Origin of the sequence: Amycolatopsis sp. A1MSW2902 (assembly GCF_017312175.1) — a bacterium.
Classification (GTDB): Bacteria; Actinomycetota; Actinomycetes; order Mycobacteriales; family Pseudonocardiaceae; genus Amycolatopsis; species Amycolatopsis nivea.
Genome location: NZ_QJPO01000001.1, coordinates 2971237 through 2991387, shown reverse-complemented (window position 1 = coordinate 2991387; position 20151 = coordinate 2971237). Strand labels below are relative to the sequence as shown.

General features: G+C 70.9%; 10 protein-coding genes and 1 pseudogene. 1 reads left to right on the top strand and 10 read right to left on the bottom strand.

Going from position 1 to position 20151, the window contains the following annotated elements:
• Positions 1-19: 19 nt before the first annotated feature.
• From DMP23_RS13590 to glgX (DMP23_RS13560), 7 genes and pseudogenes are all read right to left on the bottom strand, one after another.
• A complete protein-coding gene (locus DMP23_RS13590) occupies positions 20-1450 on the bottom strand; it encodes a S1C family serine protease (protein WP_337821239.1) in 1431 nt (476 codons plus the stop codon).
• 202 nt (positions 1451-1652) lie between these two features.
• Positions 1653-2480: pseudogene (locus DMP23_RS13585) on the bottom strand (glycoside hydrolase family 16 protein); the annotation flags it as partial.
• Positions 2481-2907: 427 nt separating this feature from the next.
• Positions 2908-5109 (bottom strand): 1,4-alpha-glucan branching protein GlgB, encoded by a 2202-nt coding sequence (gene glgB, locus DMP23_RS13580; protein ID WP_337821238.1) that lies wholly within the window; start codon positions 5107-5109, stop codon positions 2908-2910.
• 5 nt (positions 5110-5114) lie between these two features.
• Entirely contained in the window at positions 5115-6482 is a 1368-nt protein-coding gene (locus tag DMP23_RS13575; protein ID WP_337824398.1) for a maltokinase N-terminal cap-like domain-containing protein, read from the bottom strand.
• 46 nt (positions 6483-6528) lie between these two features.
• Positions 6529-8322 (bottom strand): maltose alpha-D-glucosyltransferase, encoded by a 1794-nt coding sequence (treS, locus tag DMP23_RS13570; RefSeq protein WP_337821237.1) that lies wholly within the window; start codon positions 8320-8322, stop codon positions 6529-6531.
• A 90-nt stretch (positions 8323-8412) separates the two neighbouring features.
• Positions 8413-10392 (bottom strand): alpha-1,4-glucan--maltose-1-phosphate maltosyltransferase, encoded by a 1980-nt coding sequence (locus DMP23_RS13565; RefSeq protein WP_134731312.1) that lies wholly within the window; start codon positions 10390-10392, stop codon positions 8413-8415.
• Positions 10393-10750: 358 nt separating this feature from the next.
• On the bottom strand, positions 10751-12895 hold the full coding sequence (glgX, locus tag DMP23_RS13560) for a glycogen debranching protein GlgX (RefSeq protein ID WP_337821236.1): 2145 nt from the start codon (positions 12893-12895) through the stop codon (positions 10751-10753).
• A 169-nt stretch (positions 12896-13064) separates the two neighbouring features.
• On the opposite strand from glgX (DMP23_RS13560), the gene DMP23_RS13555 reads away from it, so the two are divergent.
• Positions 13065-14033: a helix-turn-helix transcriptional regulator gene (locus tag DMP23_RS13555; RefSeq protein WP_337821235.1), complete on the top strand. Its 969-nt coding sequence runs from the start codon at positions 13065-13067 to the stop codon at positions 14031-14033.
• On the opposite strand, the gene treZ is transcribed toward DMP23_RS13555, so the two are convergent.
• From treZ to glgX (DMP23_RS13540), 3 genes are read right to left on the bottom strand one after another with little or no spacing between them, the layout of a single operon-like run.
• Positions 14002-15729, bottom strand: coding sequence for a malto-oligosyltrehalose trehalohydrolase (gene treZ, locus DMP23_RS13550; RefSeq protein WP_337824397.1), 1728 nt, complete (start codon positions 15727-15729; stop codon positions 14002-14004). The two genes, DMP23_RS13555 and treZ, sit on opposite strands and share 32 nt — an antisense overlap.
• A complete protein-coding gene (gene treY / locus DMP23_RS13545) occupies positions 15726-18020 on the bottom strand; it encodes a malto-oligosyltrehalose synthase (protein ID WP_337821234.1) in 2295 nt (764 codons plus the stop codon). The genes treZ and treY overlap by 4 nt, the downstream gene beginning before the upstream one ends.
• The gene (glgX, locus tag DMP23_RS13540; protein ID WP_037815545.1) at positions 18017-20143 is read right to left on the bottom strand and encodes a glycogen debranching protein GlgX; all 2127 of its coding nucleotides are present in this window, start codon (positions 20141-20143) and stop codon (positions 18017-18019) included. The genes treY and glgX (DMP23_RS13540) overlap by 4 nt, the downstream gene beginning before the upstream one ends.
• Positions 20144-20151 lie beyond the last annotated feature (8 nt).

Here is a 20151-nt window from a genome sequence, read left to right as displayed (position 1 = left end):
CGTCCGGACCGCCGGCGAGTCAGCCCACGGGGCCCTCGGCGGGCACGACGGTGACATCCTGCTGCTGACCGGTCTGGTCGACGACGGTCACCGTCAGCTTGTCGCCGGGGTGGTGCTGGTCCATCAGGGTGGTCAGCGCGGTGGGCGAGTCGACTGCTTTGCCGTCCACCGCGGTGATCACGTCGCCGGCGGCCAGGCCCGCCTTCGCGGCCGCGCCGTCGGGGACGACCTGCTGGATCACCGCGCCCGAACCGGTTCCGCCCTGCTGTTGCTGCTGTCCGGCATCGCTGACGGTCACGCCGAGGAACGCGCTCTTTCCGATGTGGACGGTGTCGGAGCCGGTGCCGCCGACGATCTGGTGGGCGATGGAGATCGCCTGGTTGATCGGGATCGCGTAGCCCTCGTTCCCGCTCGAACCCTGGGAGCCGTCGCCCTGCGAGCCGCCTTGGGAGCCCTGGGAGTTGTCGCCGGGGAAGCCGTTGCCGAGCCCGCCGTGGCCGCGCCGTCCGCCGCCGTTGAACTGGTACCCGGCCGACGCCGCGGTGTCCACGCCGACGACCTGGCCCTGCGCGTTCACGAGCGGGCCGCCGGAATCGCCGGACTGGATGTTCGCGTCGACCTGGATCAGGCCCTGCAGCTTCTCGGACGAGCTGTTCGATTCGTCGGACGCGGTGATCGACTGGTCCAGCGCGGTCACCCGCCCGCCGGCCGGGATCGGCGCTCCCCCGGCGCCGCCCGCGTTGCCGAGCCCGACGACCGCGTCGCCGACCTTCACCGACGACGAATCGCCGAGCGTCTCCGTCGCCAGCCCGGACGCGCCGGCCAGCTTGAGCACCGCGACGTCGTGGCTGCGGTCGTAGCCGAGCACGGAGGCGGTGTACGTCTGGCCGTTGCCGATGTCGGTGACCTTGATGCTGGTCGCGCCCTCGACGACGTGGTTGTTCGTGAGCACCTCGCCGTCGGAGGTGAGCACGATGCCGGTGCCCGCCGCGGCCGCGCCCTGGTAGCCCAGCTCGGTGTTGATGTTGACGATGCCCGCGCTGACCTTCTTCGCGATCGCCTGCGGGTCGATCGCCGTGTTCGACGGGTTGGTCTGGTTGCCGATCGAGCCGAAGTTCTGGTTCCCGGACACGCCGGGCGGCGCGGACGGCGTCCACACGAAGTGCCCGACCCCGAGCCCGACAGCGACCGCCACCACGATCGCGCCGACCGTGACGGCCGCGGTCCGCAACGGGTGCTGCGCACGATGCTGCGTCAGCTGCTGCGTCGGATAAGGCTGACCGGCGTACTGGCCGCCCGGCTGGGGGCCGTACGCGCCGGGCGGCGGAGTGCCCCAAGCCTGCTGCTGTGCCCAGCCCTGCTGGTACGGCTGCCCCGGCGAATAAGGATGCGCCTGCCCGCCGTAGCCGGGCTGTCCCTGGTCGTGCCCGCCGCGCTCCTGCTCGTTCATCGTCCGCTCCCGCGTCTCGTCACCCTCCGCCAGCTCAGCAAACACCCGCTACCTGAGATTTTCCTTGCCGTGATCCGTGCGGAAGCTGTGTACCCGGGACCGGGCACGGAAAAGCCCCGCCCGGCTCGGGAAAGAGCCGGACGGGGCCCGCGGAGACCGCGCCTTCTCCGCGCCGCCGTGGTTCCGGCGGCGAGGGTGGTCAGCTCACGTGCACGTAGTCGACCACCAGCTGTTGCGGGAACTGCGTGCTGCCGTCCGGGTCGCCCGGCCAGTCGCCGCCCACCGCGAGGTTGAGGATCAGGAAGAACGGGTGGTCGTACACCCATTTCTTGCCGTTGAGGTCCGCCGTGGTGCGGGTCTGGTAGGCCTGCCCGTCGACCAGCCAGACGATCTTGTTCGGCGACCAGTCGACCGCGTAGGTGTGGAAGTCGTCGGAGAAATTCGGGCCGTTGAACGCCGCGCCGATGCCGCCCGCACCCGAGTAGCCGGGGCCGTGGATCGTGCCGTGCACGGTGTTCGGCTCCTTGCCGATGTTCTCCATGACGTCGATCTCGCCGTCGTCCGGCCATTGCCCGCCGCCGAGCATCCAGAACGCCGGCCACATCCCTTGCCCGCGCGGCAGTTTCATCCGCACTTCCATGTGCCCGTACGCCTGGCTGAATTTGCCGGACGTGTTCAGCCGCGCCGAGGTGTACTGGCACGCGCCGTACCAGCAGGTGTTGCCGGAATTCTCTTTCTTCGCGGTGATCACGAGGTGGCCTTGGCCGTCGAGCGCGCCGTTCGCCGCGCCCGCGGTGTACCACTGCCGTTCGTGGTTGTTGCCGTTGTTGTCGCCGGTTTCGTAGGTCCACTTGCTGCCGTCTGCGGGCGAACCCGCCGGGCCGTCGAAATCGTCGGAGAACCCGGCGGCCGGGGCGGCGGCGGCGGGGGCGGCGTGCCCCGCGGGCGTCAGCGCGACCGCGCCGGCGAGGGCGAGCGCCGCGGGGATCGCGAGCCGCCGCCAGCGGGAGGAGGTGGGCGTGGACGTCATTGTCATCCCTCAATCACTCGAGGGGCGGCCTGGCGGTGCCACCCCGGGTTTGTTGTGGATGGCAACAAAGTATGCCCACCAGCGCCTTCACCGGCAAGACGTCGCGTGGGTCATTTTCCGACCGCGACCGGCGAAAGGCGCTGACGGGAGGAATTCCGGGCAATCCGGGAGGGATGGACGGGCAACCGGCACCGGTCCGGGCCGAAACCGGCCTGGCGCGCCGGGCCGGTCTCGGCGAGGTCCGTGAGGGCCACCTTCACGGACGCTGATTCCCGCAGGGTTCCCCTAACGACCCGACGCCGCCGTCCGTGAGGGCCACCCTCACAGACGCTGACTCCCGCAGGGTTCCCCTCACGACCCGACGCCGTGCGTGAGGGCCACCCTCACGCAGGGCCACCTCACGACCAGCGGCAGCGGGCCGAAAGGGTCACTCCTCGACGGACGGACGCTCCTCCAGCAGCCACAACACCCCGCTCGGCGGCAGTTGCAGCACCGCCGACGCGGGCTGGCCGTGCCACGGCTCCTCGGTCGCCTCCACCGCGCCCAGGTTCCCGACCCCGGATCCGCCGAAGGACTCCGCGTCCGTGTTCAGCACCTCGGTCCACCGGCCCGCCGACGGGAGGCCCACCCGGTAGTCGTGGTGCGGCACTCCGGCGAAGTTCGCGATGCAGGCCAGCCGCGAGCCGTCCGCGCCCAGGCGCAGGAAGCTCAGCACGTTCCCGGCCGAGTCGTTCGCGTCGATCCAGCGGAAGCCCTCGGGCCGGACGTCGCCGCTGAACAGCGCGGCGGTGTCCCGGTAGATCGCGTTCAGCTGCCGGATCAGGTCGCGCACGCCGCGGTGCAGCGGGGTTTCCAGCAGGTGCCAGTCCAGCGACCGCGACTCCGACCATTCGCGCGGCTGGCCGAATTCGCCGCCCATGAACAGCAGCTGCTTGCCCGGATGCGCCCACATGAACGCCAGCAGCGAGCGCAGCCCGGCGGCCTTGTTCCAGTCGTCGCCCGGCATCCGTTCCCACAGCGAACCCTTGCCGTGCACCACTTCGTCGTGCGACAGCGGCAGCACGAAGTTCTCGCTCCACGCGTACACAAGCGAGAAGGTCATCTCGTTGTGGTGGTACGCCCGGTGGATCGGCTCGTGCGACAGGTAGCGGAGCGTGTCGTGCATCCACCCCATGTTCCACTTGAAGCCGAATCCCAGGCCGCCGAGATGCGTCGGACGGGTGACGCCGGGCCAGGCGGTGGATTCCTCGGCGACCATCACGACGCCCGGGTGTCGCTTGTAGACAGTCGCGTTCAGCTCCTGCAGAAACCGGACCGCGTCGAGGTTTTCCCGGCCGCCGTATTCGTTCGGCAGCCACTCGCCGTCCTTGCGCGAGTAGTCGAGGTACAGCATCGAGGCGACCGCGTCCACGCGCAGGCCGTCGAGGTGGAACTCCTCCAGCCAGAACAGCGCGTTCGCGACGAGGAAGTTGCGCACCTCGTTGCGGCCGAAGTTGAACACGAGCGTGCCCCAGTCCGGCTGCTCGCCGCGGCGCGGGTCCTCGTGCTCGTACAGCGGGCTGCCGTCGAACCGCGCAAGCGCCCAGATGTCGCGCGGGAAATGCGCGGGGACCCAGTCGACGAGCACGCCGATGCCGCGCTGGTGCAGGTGGTCGACGAGGTACCGGAAGTCGTCCGGCGAACCGAAGCGCGACGTCGGCGCGTAGTAGGAGGTGACCTGGTAGCCCCACGAGCCGCCGAACGGATGCTCGGCCACCGGCAGGAATTCGACGTGGGTGAAGCCGGTTTCCTCGACGTAGTCGGCCAGTTGGTCGGCCAGTTCGCGGTAGCCGAGCCCGGGCCGCCACGAGCCGAGGTGCACCTCGTACACGCTCATCGGCGCGTCCGCCCAGTCGGTCGCCTCGCGCCGGGCGACCCAGTCGCCGTCGCCCCAGGTGTACTCCGATTCGGTCACCTTCGACGCGGTCGCGGGCGGCACCTCGGTGGCGAACGCCATCGGGTCGGCCTTCTCGTGCCAGTGCCCGTCCGCGCCGAGGATGCGGAACTTGTAGCAGCTGCCGACCGGCACGCCGGGCACGAACAGCTCCCACACGCCCGAGGACCCGAGCGAGCGCATCGGGTGGCCGCGGCCCTCCCACGCGTTGAAGTCGCCGATCACCCGCACGCCGCGCGCGGTCGGCGCCCACACCGCGAAGGACACGCCCTCGACGACGCCGTTCGGGGTGTCGTACCGGCGCACGTGCGCGCCGAGCACGTCCCACAGCCGTTCGTGCCGTCCTTCGCCGATGAGGTGCTGGTCCAGCTCCCCCACCGTCGGCAGCCAGCGGTACGGGTCGTCGGTGACGACAGTGTGGTTGTCGTAGCCGACTTCGATCCGGTAGTCGCCCGGGTGCTCCGGCAGCGTCGCGGCGAACAGCGCGTCCGCCACGCGGTCCAGCGGAACGCGGCGCTCGCCCGCGACGACCGACACCGACGTCGCGCCCGGGCGCAGCGCACGCACGACGATGTCGCCGCCGGCGGTGTGCACGCCGAGCACCGAATGCGGGTCGTGGTGCTCGCCCGCCAGCAGCCGGTCGATGTCGAGCGGAGACGGGGCCGCCGAGGGCAGATCCGCGGGGACAGCGTTCACGGGGGTCACTCGCTTCCGTCGGTGCTGCGGGCGATCGCCGCCAGCGGCACGCTCAGCCAGTCCGGCCGGTTCGCGTGCTCGTAGGCGACCTCGTACACCGCTTTGTCCAGTTCAAAGGCGCGAAGCAGGTCCACATGCTCCAGCGGGTCGCCGACCGGGCCGCCGGCGCGCGCGTACCCGGCGCAGAACGCGGCGCGGTTGCGGCGGGCCCATTCCATCGCGTGCCGGGTCACGTCCGCGTTCTCGGGCTGCCCGACGAGCCGCTGGTGCGCCGCGTAGTCGAAGGACCGGAGCATGCCCGCGACGTCGCGCAGCGGCGAGCGCAGCGCGTGCCGTTCCGCGACCGGGGCGGCCGGTTCGCCTTCGAAGTCCAGCAACAGCCATCCGTTGACGGTACGCAGCACCTGGCCCAAGTGCAGATCGCCGTGGATGTACTGCAGCGAGATCGGCGCCTCGTGCGCGCGCACGGCCTCGAACACCTCGCGCAGCGCGGGCGCGTGCACCGCCAGCTCCGGGACCGCCTCGGACACCTGGTCGAGCCGTTCGGTCATCGCGCGCACCGTGCGGTCCAGCTCGTCGCCGTCCGCGGGCTCGGTGCCCAGCGCGGTCGCGAGGTCCGCGTGCACCTCGGCCACCGCGGCGCCGAGCCGCTCGGACTCCCCGGCGAAGTCGCCGCCCGCCTCGGCCGCGGGCTGGTCCGGATCGGCCAGCAGGTCCCGGACGCTCGTGGTCGCCATCGCCCAGCCGTCGACCGCGTCCGGCAGGAACTCCTGCAGCATCCCCATCGTCGCGGGTTCGCCGTGCAGTTCGCCGGAGATCGAGCCGACCACGCGCGCCACGTGCTTGCAGCCCGCGCTTTGCAGCGCGCGGTGCAGCAGCAGGTCCTTGTTCAGGCCCGGGCTGAGCTTGCGGAACAGCTTGAGGATGTACTGCCCGCCGTAAACGAGCGAAGTGTTGCTCTGCTCCGCGGTGATCGGCCGCGAGCGCAGCCCGGGTTCGAGCGTCGCGTCCGGTTCCGCGGCGAACCGCAGCGTCCCGGCGGACCCGCCCGCCGCCATCCGGTCCAGCAGCCCGGCGGTGAGGTCCGCGTCGCCGCTCGCCTCGTAGAACCGCTCGCCGAGCAGCGCCGCCGACGCCACCTCGGGAACCCTGGACCGGCGGCCGACCAGCAGCTGGTACGGCTCGGTCCGGTCGCCCTGCACCACGTCGACGACCGCGTGCACCAGCAGCGGATCCGGGCCCGCCAGCACGGTGAGGCTCGCCGGGCGGACCTCGTCGACCGGCCGGTCCTTGCCCGCGAACCAGCGCTGCGCGGGCAGCCAGTCCGGCAGCAGGGCGGCCAGCGCCCCGGACAGCTCGGGAGGTTCGGGCAGGTCGGACAGGTCAGGCGGGGAACCGTGGGGTGACAGCGGACTCACCTCATTCTTCCGGCTCGAGCAGCTGGAACCAGTAGAACCCGTGGCCGGGCAGCGTGAGCAGGTACGGCAGCTCGCCGATGTCCGGGAAGCGCACCCCGCCGGTCAGCTCGACCGGCGTCGCGCCCTGGTGCGCGGACAGGTCCAGTTCCACCGGCTGCGGGAAACGGGACAGGTTGTTGACGCACACCACGACGTCCTCGCGGCCGTCCGGGCGCAGCCACCGGCGCTGGTAGGCGAGCACGCTGGGGTTCGAGCCGCCGAGGTCGGTGAAATCGCCCTGGCCGAACGCGTGGTGCTGTTTGCGGACCTCGATCATCCGGCGCGTCCAGTTCAGCAGCGACGCCGCGTTGTCGGCCTGCGCCTCGACGTTCAGCGCCTGGTGCCCGTACACCGGGTCCATGATCACCGGCAGGTAGATCCGGCCGGGGTCGCAGGTGGAGAACCCGGCGTTGCGGTCCGGGGTCCACTGCATCGGGGTGCGGACGGCGTCGCGGTCGCCGAGCCAGATGTTGTCGCCCATCCCGATCTCGTCGCCGTAGTAGAGCACCGGCGAGCCGGGCAGCGACAGCAGCAGCGCGGTGAACAGCTCCTGCTGGTTGCGGTCGTTGTCCAGCAGCGGGGCGAGCCTGCGGCGGATGCCGATGTTGGCCTTCATCCGCGGGTCTTTGGCGTATTCGGAGTACATGTAGTCGCGCTCTTCGTCGCTGACCATCTCGAGCGTCAGCTCGTCGTGGTTGCGCAGGAAGATGCCCCACTGCGTGCCGGACGGGATCTGCGGCGTCTGCAGCAGGATCTCCGAGATCGGGAACCGCGACTCCCGGCGCACCGCCATGAAGATCCGCGGCATCAGCGGGAAGTGGAACGCCATGTGGCATTCGTCGCCGCCGGACTCCGCGTCGCCGAAGTACTCGACCACGTCGCTGGGCCACTGGTTCGCCTCGGCGAGCAGGATCCGGCCGGGGTACTCGTCGTCGACGACTTTGCGGCACCGCTTGAGGAAATCGTGCGTGCGCGGCAGGTTCTCGCAGTTCGTGCCTTCCTGTTCGAACAGGTACGGCACGGCGTCGAGGCGGAAGCCGTCGATGCCGATGTCGAGCCAGAACCGCAGCACGTCGATCATCGCGTCCTGCACGGCCGGGTTCTCGTAGTTCAGGTCCGGCTGGTGGGTGAAGAACCGGTGCCAGTAGAACTGGCCGCGCACCGGGTCGTAGGTCCAGTTCGACGTTTCGGTGTCGACGAAGATGATCCGCGCGTCGGCGTAGCGGGAATCGTCGTCGCTCCACACGTAGTAGTCGCCGTAGGGGCCGTCCGGGTCCGAGCGCGACTGCTGGAACCACGGATGCGCGTCCGAGGTGTGGTTGAGCACCAGGTCGGTGATCACCCGGATGCCGCGCCGGTGCGCCTCGTCGAGCAGGTACACGAAGTCCTCGACGCTGCCGAATTCCGGCAGCACGGCCCGGAAATCGCTGATGTCGTAGCCGCCGTCGCGCAGCGGCGAGGCGTAGAACGGCGGCAGCCACAGGCAGTCCACCCCGAGCCAGGCGAGGTAGTCCAGCCGGCCCGCCAGGCCGCGCAGGTCGCCGGTGCCGTCGCCGTTCGAATCGGCGAAGGCGCGCACCAGCACCTCGTAGAACACCGCGCTCTTGAACCATTCGGGGTCCTTCGGCGCCGCGTGCGCGTGCGCGAAGTCGTCCGCCTGCGGTTCGACCAGCAGGCCGTCGGCGGTCACCGCCTCCCCCGTGTGCGGCACGTCCGCCAGTCCCGCCGCGGTGCCGGGCCGGCTCTCCTCGTCCATCCGTTCCACCTTGTCGTGAGTCGCGTGTGCTGAGTAGTGGTTATCCCGTTCGGCGCCGGGATAACCACGGGGGTCGGAGCGGCCGCGGCGTCAGGCCGCGAGCCTGCGGCGCAGCGCCACGATGTGCGCCACCGCCCGCCACGGTTCGAGCCGGACGAAGTTCGCCTGGCCCCAGTCCCACGTCTCGCCGGTGACCTCGTCGTGCGCGATGAGCCGCTCGGTCCAGTCGAAGCCGAGCGCGGGCAGGTCGAGCCAGAGCGTGCCCTCGCGCGCGTTGTGCGGGTCGAGGTTCACGATCGCGACGACCGTGTCGCCGGTCGCCGGGTCCTGTTTGGAGTAAGCGAGCAGCGCGTCGTTGTCGATGTGGTGGAAGCGCAGCGACCGCATGCCCTGCAGCGCCGGATGCGCGCGGCGGACGGCGTTGAGCCGGGTCAGCCACGGTTCCAGCGAACGGCCCTCGGCGAGCGCGCGGGCGAAATCGCGCGGGCGCAGCTGGTACTTCTCGGAGTCGAGGTACTCCTCGCTGCCCGGGCGCACCGCCTCGGATTCGAACAGCTCGTAGCCGGAGTACACGCCCCAGGTCGGCGACATCGTCGCGGCGAGCGCGGCGCGCAGCGCGAACATGCCCGGACCGCCGTGCTGCAGCGATTCGTGCAGGATGTCCGGAGTGTTCACGAACAGGTTCGGCCGGCCGTGGTCCCAGTGCTCGACGAGGTCCGTGCCGAACTCGGTGAGCTCTTCTTTCGTGGTGCGCCAGGTGAAATACGTGTAGCTCTGGGTGAAACCGAGCTTTGCGAGTCCCCACAGCCGGGCCGGGCGGGTGAACGCCTCGGCGAGGAACAGCACGTCCGGATGCGCGTCCTTCACCGACTGGATCAGCCAGGCCCAGAAGTCCGGCGGCTTGGTGTGCGGATTGTCGACCCGGAAGATCCGCACCCCGTGCGACACCCAGTGCAGCACGACGCGCAGCACCTCGTCGTAGATGCCGCGCGGGTCGTTGTCGAAGTTGACCGGGTAGATGTCCTGGTACTTCTTCGGCGGGTTCTCCGCGTACGCGATGGTGCCGTCCGGGCGGGTGGTGAAGAACTCCGGGTACTTGACGACCCACGGGTGGTCCGGCGCGGCCTGCAGCGCGAGGTCGAGCGCGACCTCGAGGCCGAGTTCCTCCGCGCGCGCCACGAAGGCGTCGAAATCCTCGATCGTGCCGAGCTCCGGGTGGATCGCGTCGTGCCCGCCCTCGTCCGCGCCGATCGCCCACGGCGAGCCGACGTCGTCCGGCGTCGCGTCGAGAGTGTTGTTGGGGCCCTTGCGGTTCACCCGGCCGATGGGGTGCACCGGCGGCAGGTAGACGACGTCGAAACCCATGCCCGCGACGCGGTCCAGTTCGCGCTCGGCGGTGGCGAAGGTGCCGTGCACCGCGCGGCCCAGCGCGTCGACCCCGCCGGTGGAGCGGGGGAAGAATTCGTACCAGGAACCGAAAGCGGCGCGTTTGCGGTCGACCCACAGCTTCAGCACGCGGCCCTTGGTGATCAGCTCGCGCACCGGGAAGTCGTGCATGAGCTGGCGGACCTCGGGCGAGAGCGCGGGCCCGACGCGCTCGGCGAGATCGCGTTCGTCGTCGCGCAGCGCGGCCGCGGCCCCGGCGAGCAGCGGGCGCTCGGCCCGGCGCTCCGGGCGGCGGGACACGCGGTCGAGCAGCAGCGCCCCGCTTTCCAGGTCGTTCGCGAGCTCCCCCGGCCCCTGCCCGGCGGCGATCTTCACCTCGACCGCGTGCTCCCAGGTGGCCCACGGATCGCTCCACGCGTCCACCCGGTAGGTCCACATGCCCTCGGCGTCGGGCACGATCACCGCGCCGAACCGGTCGAGCCCGCGGCCCTGTTCGGCCATCCGCGTCTGGCGCGCCGCGCGGTCGCCCGGACCGCGCCAGGCGACCGTCGCGGCGACCGCGTCGTGGCCCTCCCGCCAGACCGTGGCGGTGACGGGGAAATGTTCGCCCGCAACGGCTTTGGCCGGATACCGGCCGCAGCTGACAATGGGTGCGACGTCGTCGATCCCGAGCCTGCCGGTCATGGCGATGCCCCTTTTTCACGGTGGGTGGGAGGGTGGTCGGAGTGTGCTTCCGCGAGCACGGTCAGTGTGCCTGATTCCTCCAAAGCCGTTGACAGCGGGGCCTTTTTCTGATTTTCCCGCCACCCGGTCGGGCGAAACGCCCCCATTCGGCGGAACTCCCGGACGCATTCCCGTCCCCCGCCCGCAACACGCTCGCCGAATTGCGTTAACAATCGGCGGCGCGTTCCGGTGATTACCGGTGAGTATCGGTGCGGATGTCCGGGTGACGGTTTCTCGGCGGCGGCTGACTGCAGCCAGAATGCCCCATGACGCCCGCGGCGATCACGCGAAGCGCCCGCACTTCTCGGACTCGGGCTCCTTACAGCTGCGGGATCTCCACCGTGTCCCGCGGCGCGCGCAGCAACAGCAGCGACCGCGCCTCGACCGTGATCCGCGCCTTGGGCTCCAGCACGCCCGGGTTGGCCGGGGTGCCGTCGGCGGTGCTGGTGTCCAAAGTGGGCTTGAAAGTCTCGCCGTACTCCGGGCCGGGCAGCACGATCTCCGCCGGTTCCGCGCCCGCGTGCAGCACCAGCAGCCACGAGTGGTCGGTGACGAGCGCGCCCTCGCGGTTGCGCGCCTGGCTGTTCGACCCGTCGATCCACATGCAGAGCGTGCGGCGGTCCTCGTCGAACCAGTCGATCTCGTCGAATTCCTCGCCGTCCGGGCGGAACCAGACAAGATCGGGCTTGCCGGTGACCGTGGTGCGGCCCTCGAAGAACTCCGGCTGCCGCAAGGCCGGGCTGTGCGCGCGCAGCCGCACCACGCGGCGGGCGAAGTCGAGCATCGGCTCCGACGCCTCGGTCGGGGTCCAGTCGACCCACGACGTTTCGTCGTCGAGGCAGTAGGCGTTGTTGTTGCCGTGCTGGGTCCGCCACATCTCGTCGCCCGCGGTGAACATCGGGGTGCCGGTGGACAGCAGCAGCGTCGCGAAGAGGTTGCGCGCCTGGCGGGTGCGCAGCGCGACGATCGCCGCGTCGTCGGTCTCGCCCTCCGCGCCGTGGTTCCACGAGCGGTTGTCGTTCGTGCCGTCGCGGTTGTCCTCGCCGTTGGCCTCGTTGTGCTTTTCGTTGTAGGACACCAGGTCCCGCAGCGTGAAGCCGTCGTGCGCGGTGACGAAGTTGATCGACTGCCACGGGCGGCGCAGGTTGTGGTCGTACAGATCGGACGAGCCGGACAGCCGGTACGCGAGATCCCGCACGCCGGTCGCGCCGCGCCAGAAGTCGCGGACGGTGTCGCGGTAGCGGCCGTTCCATTCGGCCCATTGCGCGCCGAAGTCGCCGACGCGGTAGCCCTCGCCGGTCGCGTCCCACGGTTCGGCGATCAGCTTGCAGCGCGACAGCACCGGGTCGGTGGTGATCGCGGTCAGCATCGTCGACTCGCGGTCGAACATCTCGCCGCGCGGCCGGCCGAGCGTGCTCGCCAGGTCGAAGCGGAACCCGTCGACGCCCATCTCCTGCGTCCAGTACCGCAGCGAATCGGTGACCAGCCGGACGACCGTCGGCGAACCGGCGTCGAGGGTGTTGCCGCAGCCGGTGAGGTCGGCCATGTGCCCGCGGCGGGTGTGCAGGTAGTACGCCGGGGCGTCGAGGCCGCGCAGCGAGAGCGTCGGGCCGTCCGGGCCGCCCTCGCAGGTGTGGTTGAAGACGACGTCGAGCAGCACCTCGATGCCTGCCGCGTGCAGGGCCGCCACCATCGTGCGGAATTCCTCGATCTCGCGGCCCGGTTCGCTCGCGTAGCCCGCGTGCGGCGCGAAGTAGCCCAGCGGCGAGTAGCCCCAGTAGTTGTGCCGCCCCGAGCGGATCAGCGCGGGCTCGTCGGCGAACGCGTGCACCGGCAGCAGTTCGACGGTCGTCACGCCGAGCCGGGTCAGGTGCTCGATCGCGACCGGGTGCGCGAGGCCGAGGTACGTGCCGCGCAGCGCTTCCGGGATGAAGGGATGCTGCTGGGTGAACCCCTTCACGTGCAGTTCGCAGATCACCGATTCCTCGAACGGCACCTCGGGCTTGACCCCGGTGTCCTGCCCGCCCGGCGCGGCGACGACCGACAGCGGCACCGCCCCCAGCGAGTCCACAGTGGACATCGGACCGCGCTCGGGGTCCCCGGTGAAGCCCTGCGCGGCGTGCAGGCTGGCGAGCTTGCCGTCGATCCGGCGCGCGTACGGGTCGACGAGGAGCTTGGCCGGGTTGCAGCGGTAGCCGTGCGCCGGGTCGTACGGGCCGTGCACGCGGTAGCCGTAGTGCTGGCCGACCGTGACGCCCGGGACGAGCCCGTGCCAGACGCCGAACGTGCGTTCGGTCAGTTCGATCCGCCGCTCGGAACCGTCGTCGCCGATGAGGCACACCTCGACCGCGTCGGCGACGGCGGACGTCACCGCGAACCGGACGCCGCCCGCCTCCGGGTGGGCGCCGAGCGGGAACGGACGTCCGGCGAGGACCTGGTTGTCGGATGCGGGTCGCTGTGCCATGCGCCGATCCTTTCAAACCCTCGGCGGCGACGGGCTCCGGCGCTTGGCTGAACTTGCCCGGAGCAGGGGTGATGACCTGGGCCGACGACGACGGCAGTAGGGGTTCGCTCCGGGCGTGCCCCCGGGATCCCTGACAGGTTCTGTCAGGGGACCGGGGCATGCTGGCCGCATGCGCGCGAGCCGGCTCGTCTCCCTCCTGTTGCTGCTGCAGGCCCGCCAGCCGAGGACCGCCGCCGAACTGGCCGCCCGGCTGGAGGTCTCGCCGCGCACGGTCTACCGCGACATCGAGGCGTTGAGCGCCGCCGGAATCCCGGTGTACGGCGAGCCCGGCCACGACGGCGGATACCGGCTGGTCGACGGCTACCGCACCCAGCTGACCGGTCTGACCAGGCAAGAAGCCGAGGCGCTCTTTCTCACCGGCCTGCCCGCCGCGGCTTCCGGGCTCGGCCTGGGGCCGGTCGCGGCGAACACGGAGCGCAAACTGCTGGCCGCGCTCCCGGCCGAACTGCGGTCCCACGCCGACCGGGTCCGCGAGCGGTTCCATCTGGACGCGGCGTCCTGGTACCACGACACGGAGGCCACGCCGCAGCTGCCGACGGTCTCGGACGCGGCGTGGCAGCAGCGGCGCGTCCGGATCCGGTATCAGCGCTGGGCCGTGCCCCGCGAAGTCGCCCGGACCGTCGAGCCGCACGGTGTGGTGCTCAAGGCCGGGCACTGGTACCTGGTCGCCCGGCATTCCGGGAAGTTCCGGACTTACCGGGTGGCGCGGATTGTCGAGGCGGCGATGCTGGACGAGACCTTCGTGCGGGCTGAGGGGTTCGATCTGGGCCGCTACTGGTCGGAGTACCTCGACGACTTCGACGCCCGACGGCACCGCGGCGAGGCGGTGCTGCGGGTGTCGCCGGAGGGGATGCGGCTCCTGCCGCAACTCGCCGAACCTGCGGTCGCCCGCTCGGCCGCGGGCGGCGTTGTCGAAGCTGACGGATGGACGCGCGTGGTCGTTCCGGTCGAGCAGCCCGACCAAGCCGTGCACGACCTGTTGCGACTAGGTCCGTTGGCGGAAGTGGTTGCGCCGCAAGAGCTTCGCGACCGAATGGCCGAAACGCTCACGAAGATGCTGCAGGGCTACACCGGGTAGCGACCAGCACGAACGACTCCGCGGGCAGCACCGTCGCGTCGCCGACCTCGGGGTTGCCCCACGAAGCCAGCACCTCCCCCGCCACCGGAACCTCGACCGGCTTCGCCCCGAAGTTGCACGCCAGCCGCAGCGTGCCCCGGTGCAGGATCAGCCACGCATCGTCCGGCGGGGTCTCCACCACGACGCGGTCCAGCCGCGGATCGGTCAGCTCCGGATGCGTGCGGCGGAGGCGGATCAGCGTCCGGTACAGGCCGAGGATTTCCCGGTGGCCCGGTTTGCCCGGTTCGGTCCAGTCGAGCCGCGAGCGGGCGACGGTGGCCGGGTCCATCGGGTCGGGCACGTCCGTTTCGCCCCAGCCGTGCCGGGCGAACTCGCGGCGGCGGCCGGTGCGGACGGCCTCGGCCAGTTCCGGGTCCGGGAACGACGCGAAGAACTGCCACGGCGTCTCCGCGGCCCACTCCTCCCCCATGAACAGCATCGGCGTGAACGGGGAGCAGAACACCACCGCCGCGCCGCAGGCGAGCAGGCCCGGCGAGACGGTCGCGGACAGCCGGTCGCCGGTCGCGCGGTTGCCGATCTGGTCGTGGTCCTGCAGGTAGGCCAGGAACCGGTGGCCGGGGGCGACGCGCCGGTCCAGCGGGCGGCCGTGGACGCGCGAGCGGAACGACGACCAGGTCCCGGCGTGGAAGAACGCCTCCCGCAGGGTTTTGGCCAGCGCGCCGGGCTCGGCGAAATCGGTGTAGTAGCCGGTGGTTTCGCCGGTGAGCCGGACGTGCAGCGCGTGGTGCAGGTCGTCGGACCACTGCGCGTGCAGGCCGTAGCCGCCGGCGTCGCGTGTCGTGACGAGCTTGGGGTCGTTCTGGTCGGACTCGGCGATCAGCGTCAGCGGGCGGTTCAGCGCCGCCGAGAGCGCGTCGACCTCGGCGGACAGTTCCTCCAGCAGGTGCACGGCGCGGTTGTCGACCAGCGCGTGCACGGCGTCCAGGCGGAGGCCGTCGAAGTGGAAGTCCCGCAGCCAGCCCAGCGCGTTGTCGATGACGTAGCGGCGGACTTCGTCGGAGCCCGGGCCGTCGAGGTTCAGTCCGGCGCCCCAGTCGGTGCGGCCGGCGAAGTACGGGCCGAACCGGTCGAGGTACGCGCCGGACGGGCCGAGGTGGTTGTAAACGACGTCGAGCAGGACCGCGAGCCCGCGTGCATGACACGCGTCGACCAGGCGTTTCAGCCCGTCGGGACCGCCGTACGGTTCGTGCGCCGCGCCCCACAGGACGCCGTCGTAGCCCCAGCCCGCGGTGCCGTCGAAGGAGTTCACCGGCAGCAGCTCGACGTGCGTGACACCGAGGTCGACCAGGTGCCCGAGCCGGTCGATGACCGCGTCGAACGTGCCCGCTTCGGTGAAGGTGCCGACATGCAGTTCGTAGACCACGCCGCCGGGCAACTGCCGCCCGGTCCACGACTGGTCGGTCCACTCGAACGCGGAATGGTCGTAAACCCGCGACGCTTCGTGCACGCCGTTCGGCTGGCGCAGCGAACGCGGGTCCGGCAGCGGGCGGTCGTCGTCGCCGAGCAGGAAGGCGTAATCGGTGCCGGTGACGTCGGCCTGCCACCACCCGTCCCCGGCGGCGGTCATCTCGTGGTCGGTTCCGTCCACGCGGACGCGGACGCGCTCGGCCGACGGGGCCCATACGCGGAACATCAGGATTCCTCCCGTACCAGAAGCGCGACCGGGTACCGCTCGAACAACGCGGACGCCTGCGGGGCATCACCGACTCCGCGACCGGTCAGCACGTCGGTCCATTCCCCGGCGCGCAGCGGCAGCACCGTGTCGCGCCAGCCGCCCGCCCGGTCCAGGCCCAGCGGCAGCCGCGTGACCGCGACGGTCAGGCCGGCACCGCGTTCGAAGGCCAGAAGGTGTTCCGCGGCAACGCCTTCGGCCTGCAGCGGCCGGTATCCGGTGAAGAGCTCCGGCCGGTCTCGGCGCAGGGTCAGCGCGCGGTGCACCACCAGCAGTTTCGCCGCGCCGGTCTCGTCGATCTCCGGCTGTTCGCCGCCCTGGATGCGGTCGAGAAGGGAGCGCCGGGCGGCGTAGTCGACCTCGCGGCGGTTGTCCGGGTCGACCAGCGAGTAGTCCCACAGCTCGGTGCCCTGGTAGACGTCCGGCACGCCGGGTCCAGCCAGTTGCAGCAGCTTCTGCCCCAGCGAGTTCGTCCAGCCCGCGCCGCGCACCCGTTTCACGAACGACTCGACATCGGCCGCCAAAGCGGCGTCGTCCAGCACCGCGGACGGCCACTCGGCGACGGCGCGTTCGAAGTCCTCGTCGTGGTCCGTCCAGGAGGTGCGGAGTTTCGCTTCCTTCGCGGCCTTGTCGAGGTAGTCGCGCAGCCGCTCCGGCGAGATCGGCCACGCGCCCACGAGCGTCTGCCAGGCCAGGAGATTCAGCGCGGGCTCGTCGATCCCGCGCGCGGCCGTCCAGCGGCGGACCGCGACGGCGAACTCGTCCGCGACCTCCGAGAGCGCCGCCATCCGGGCGCGGGTGTCCTCGGACCGCTTCGTGTCGTGGGTGGTCAGCGTGGTCATCGTGGCCGGGGCCGCGGCCGCCCGGCCCGCGGCCAGCGTGTGGAATTCCCCGGTGCTCAGCCCGAACCGGTCCGGGTTGCCGCCGACCTCGTTCAGCGCGGCGAACCGGGTGAAGCGGTAGAAGGTCGTGTCCTCGGTGCCCTTCGCGACGACCATGCCGGACGTCTGCTGGATCCGCGTCGCCAGCTCGCCGTCGGGCGCGCCGCGCACCTGGCTGTCGAGCGCGTCGAGCGCCGGGGCCAGTTCCGGCCGCCGCTTGCGGGCCCGCGCCACGGCAGTCGCCCAGTGGCCGGACCCCTCGGGAAGGTACGAACGGTAGACCGGGAACGCGATCATCACCTCGGCGACGGCGGCGCGGGCCGCGCCGGCGTCCACGCCTTGCAGCAGCGCCGCGATCCGGTGCACTTCGGCGACCAGGATGCCGTCGGTCACCAACCTCCGCGCGTTCTCCTCGACCGCGTGGTAGTCGGTGCGCACGCCCTGTTCGGCGGCGAGCCGGGTGAACACCGACGCGGCGGCCGGGTCCACGAACACGCCGGTGATCTCGCGCAACGCGTCGTATCCGGTGGTCCCGTCGACCGGCCAGCTCTGCGGCAGCGCCTCGCCCGGGTGCAGGATCTTCTCCGCGACCAGCCACGCCCCGGGCGCGCCCTCGCGGAGCCGCCGGAAGTAGCCGCCGGGGTCGGCGAGGCCGTCCGGATGGTCCACGCGCAGGCCGGTGACGTCGCCGTCGGACACCCAGCGCAGCACCTCGCCGTGCGTTTCGGCGAACACCTCCGGCCGCTCGACGGCGACCGCGGCCAGGTTCGTGATGTCGAAGAACCGCCGGTAGTTCAGCTCCCGGTTGCCGCGCCGCCAGCCGACCAGCTCGTAATGCTGGCGCGCGTGCACCTCGGCCGGCGTGCCGTCGCCGGTGCCGGGCGCGATCGGGAAGCGATGGTCGTAATAAACGAGTTCGGCATTGTCGGCACTGCCCTCGACGGTCAGCTCGGCAACCGCACTGTCCTCGCCGAGCACCGGCAGCAGCAGCCTGCCGCGGCTCCAGTCGATGTCGAAGAACGACGCGTACGGCGATTCCCGGCCGTTCCGGAGAACGTCCCACCACCACTGGTTCGCCTTCGCGACCTCGACCGACATGTGGTTCGGCACGATGTCCACGACGAACCCGAGCCCGGCGTCTTTCAGCCGCGCTGCCAACGCCTTTCGCGCTTCTTCGCCGCCCAGTTCGCCCCGGGCGCGCGTCGGATCGGTGACGTCGTAACCGTGCGTCGACCCGGGTGTCGCGTCGAGCATCGGCGAGCCGTACAACGCCCCGACGCCCAGCTCGCGCAGGTACTCCACGATCGCGGCGGCGTCGGCGAAGCCGAACTCCGGCCGCAACTGCACCCGGTACGTCGAGGACGGCGTGCTCATTCGCTCTCCTTCGCCGTGCGCTGGAGAACCACGAGCGAACGCGCGGCGAGCGTGAACTTGCCGCCGCCTTCGACCGGTTCGACGCCACAGTCCCCGACCGCCCCGGTCCGGGTGTCCACCACGACTGTCCATTCGCGACCGTAGCCGTTGCCCGGCAGCGTCATCGCGATGTCCTCCCAGTGCGCGTTGAACGCGAGCAGGAACGAATCGTCCTCCACCGGCATCCCGCGCGGGTCGAGGTCCGGGATCCCTTCCCCGTTCAGGAAGATCACCACGGACTTGCCGAACGCGTCGTCCCAGTTCTGCTCGGTCATCTCCTCGCCGGCCGGGGTGAACCAGGCGATGTCGCCCAGTTCCTCGCCCTTGCGCACCGGCTTGCCCTGGAAGAACCGGCGGCGGCGGAACACCGGGTGCGCCTTGCGGAACGCGGCGAGCGCGCCGGTGAACTCGACCAGGTCGGCGTTCTCCGTGGCGAGCTCCCAGTCCATCCAGGACAGTTCGGTGTCCTGGCAGTAGGCGTTGTTGTTGCCCTGCTGGGTCCGGCCCAGTTCGTCGCCGTGCAGCAGCATCGGCACGCCTTGCGACAGCAGCAGCGTGGCGAGCAGGTTCCGCCGCTGCCGGGCGCGCAGCGCGAGCACCTCTTCGTCGTCGGTCGGGCCCTCGACGCCGCAGTTCCACGACCGGTTGTCGTCCGCGCCGTCGCGGTTGTCCTCGCCGTTGGCCTCGTTGTGCTTTTCGTTGTAGGACACCAGATCGGTGAGCGTGAACCCGTCGTGCGCGGTGACGAAGTTGATCGACGCGAACGGGCGGCGGCCGTCGTCCTGGTACAGGTCCGACGAACCGGTGATCCGCGACGCGAACTCGCCGAGGGTGGACGGTTCGCCGCGCCAGAAGTCGCGCACGGTGTCGCGGTACTGCCCGTTCCATTCCGTCCACAGCGGCGGGAAGTTGCCGACCTGGTAGCCGCCGGGCCCGACGTCCCACGGTTCGGCGATCAGCTTCACCTGGCTCACGATCGGGTCCTGCTGCACGAGGTCGAAGAACGTCGACAGCCGGTCGACGTCGTAGAACTCGCGGGCCAGCGCGGAGGCGAGGTCGAACCGGAAGCCGTCCACGTGCATCTCGGTCACCCAGTACCGCAGCGAATCCATGATCAGCTGCAGCGTGTGCGGGCTGCGCACGTTGAGCGAGTTCCCGGTGCCGGTGTAGTCCATGTAGTACTGCGGATCGTCCTCGACCAGGCGGTAGTACGCCTCGTTGTCGATGCCGCGCATGGACAGCGTCGGGCCGAGGTGGTTGCCCTCCGCGGTGTGGTTGTAGACCACGTCGAGGATGACCTCGATCCCCGCCTCGTGCAGGGCGCGGACCATGCCCTTGAACTCCTGCACCTGCCCGCCCTGGCCCTGCATCGCGGCGTAGGCGTCATGCGGCGCGAAGTACCCGATCGTGTTGTAGCCCCAGTAGTTGCGCAGGCCCTTCTCGTCGAGGCCGTGGTCGGTCACGAACTGGTGCACCGGCATCAGCTCGACCGTGGTCACGCCGAGTTTCTGCAGGTGCTCGACCACCGCCGGGTGCGCCAGCCCGGCGTACGTGCCGCGCAGCCGCTCGGGGACGAACGGGTGCGTCATCGTCATGCCGCGCACGTGCGTCTCGTAGATGACCGTCTCGTGGTAGGGCACCCGCGGCGCGCGGTCGTTGGCCCAGTCGAAGAACGGGCTCACCACGAGCGAGTACGGCACGTGACCGGCCGAATCGTCCTCGTTGAGCTGTTCCGGGTCGTCGAAGCGGTAGCTGAACAGCGCCTCGGACCAGTCGACGCCGCGGGACAGTGCCTTGGCGTACGGGTCGATCAGCAGCTTGCCCGGGTTGCAGCGCAGGCCGCGGCTCGGGTCGTACGGCCCGTGCACCCGGAATCCGTAGCGCTGCCCGGGGCCGACGCCGAGCAGGTAGCCGTGGTGGACGAACCCGTCGACCTCCTCCAGCCGCGCGCGGGTTTCGTTGCCCTCGTCGTCGAACAGGCAGAGATCGACGTGCTCGGCGACCTCGGAGAACAGCGCGAAGTTCGTCCCCACGCCGTCGTAGGTCGCGCCGAGCGGGTAGGGCTTTCCGGGCCAGGGCCGCACAGGGCTTC

Bases quoted from the DNA above. Each gene is read 5' to 3' on its own strand.
- DMP23_RS13565 (WP_134731312.1), bottom strand. From the start codon at position 10,392: ATGACCGGCAGGCTCGGGATCGACGACGTCGCACCCATTGTCAGCTGC.
- treS (WP_337821237.1), bottom strand. From the start codon at position 8,322: ATGGACGAGGAGAGCCGGCCCGGCACCGCGGCGGGACTGGCGGACGTG.
- glgX (WP_337821236.1), bottom strand. From the start codon at position 12,895: ATGGCACAGCGACCCGCATCCGACAACCAGGTCCTCGCCGGACGTCCG.
- DMP23_RS13555 (WP_337821235.1), top strand. From the start codon at position 13,065: ATGCGCGCGAGCCGGCTCGTCTCCCTCCTGTTGCTGCTGCAGGCCCGC.
- treY (WP_337821234.1), bottom strand. From the start codon at position 18,020: ATGAGCACGCCGTCCTCGACGTACCGGGTGCAGTTGCGGCCGGAGTTC.
- DMP23_RS13590 (WP_337821239.1), bottom strand. From the start codon at position 1,450: ATGAACGAGCAGGAGCGCGGCGGGCACGACCAGGGACAGCCCGGCTAC.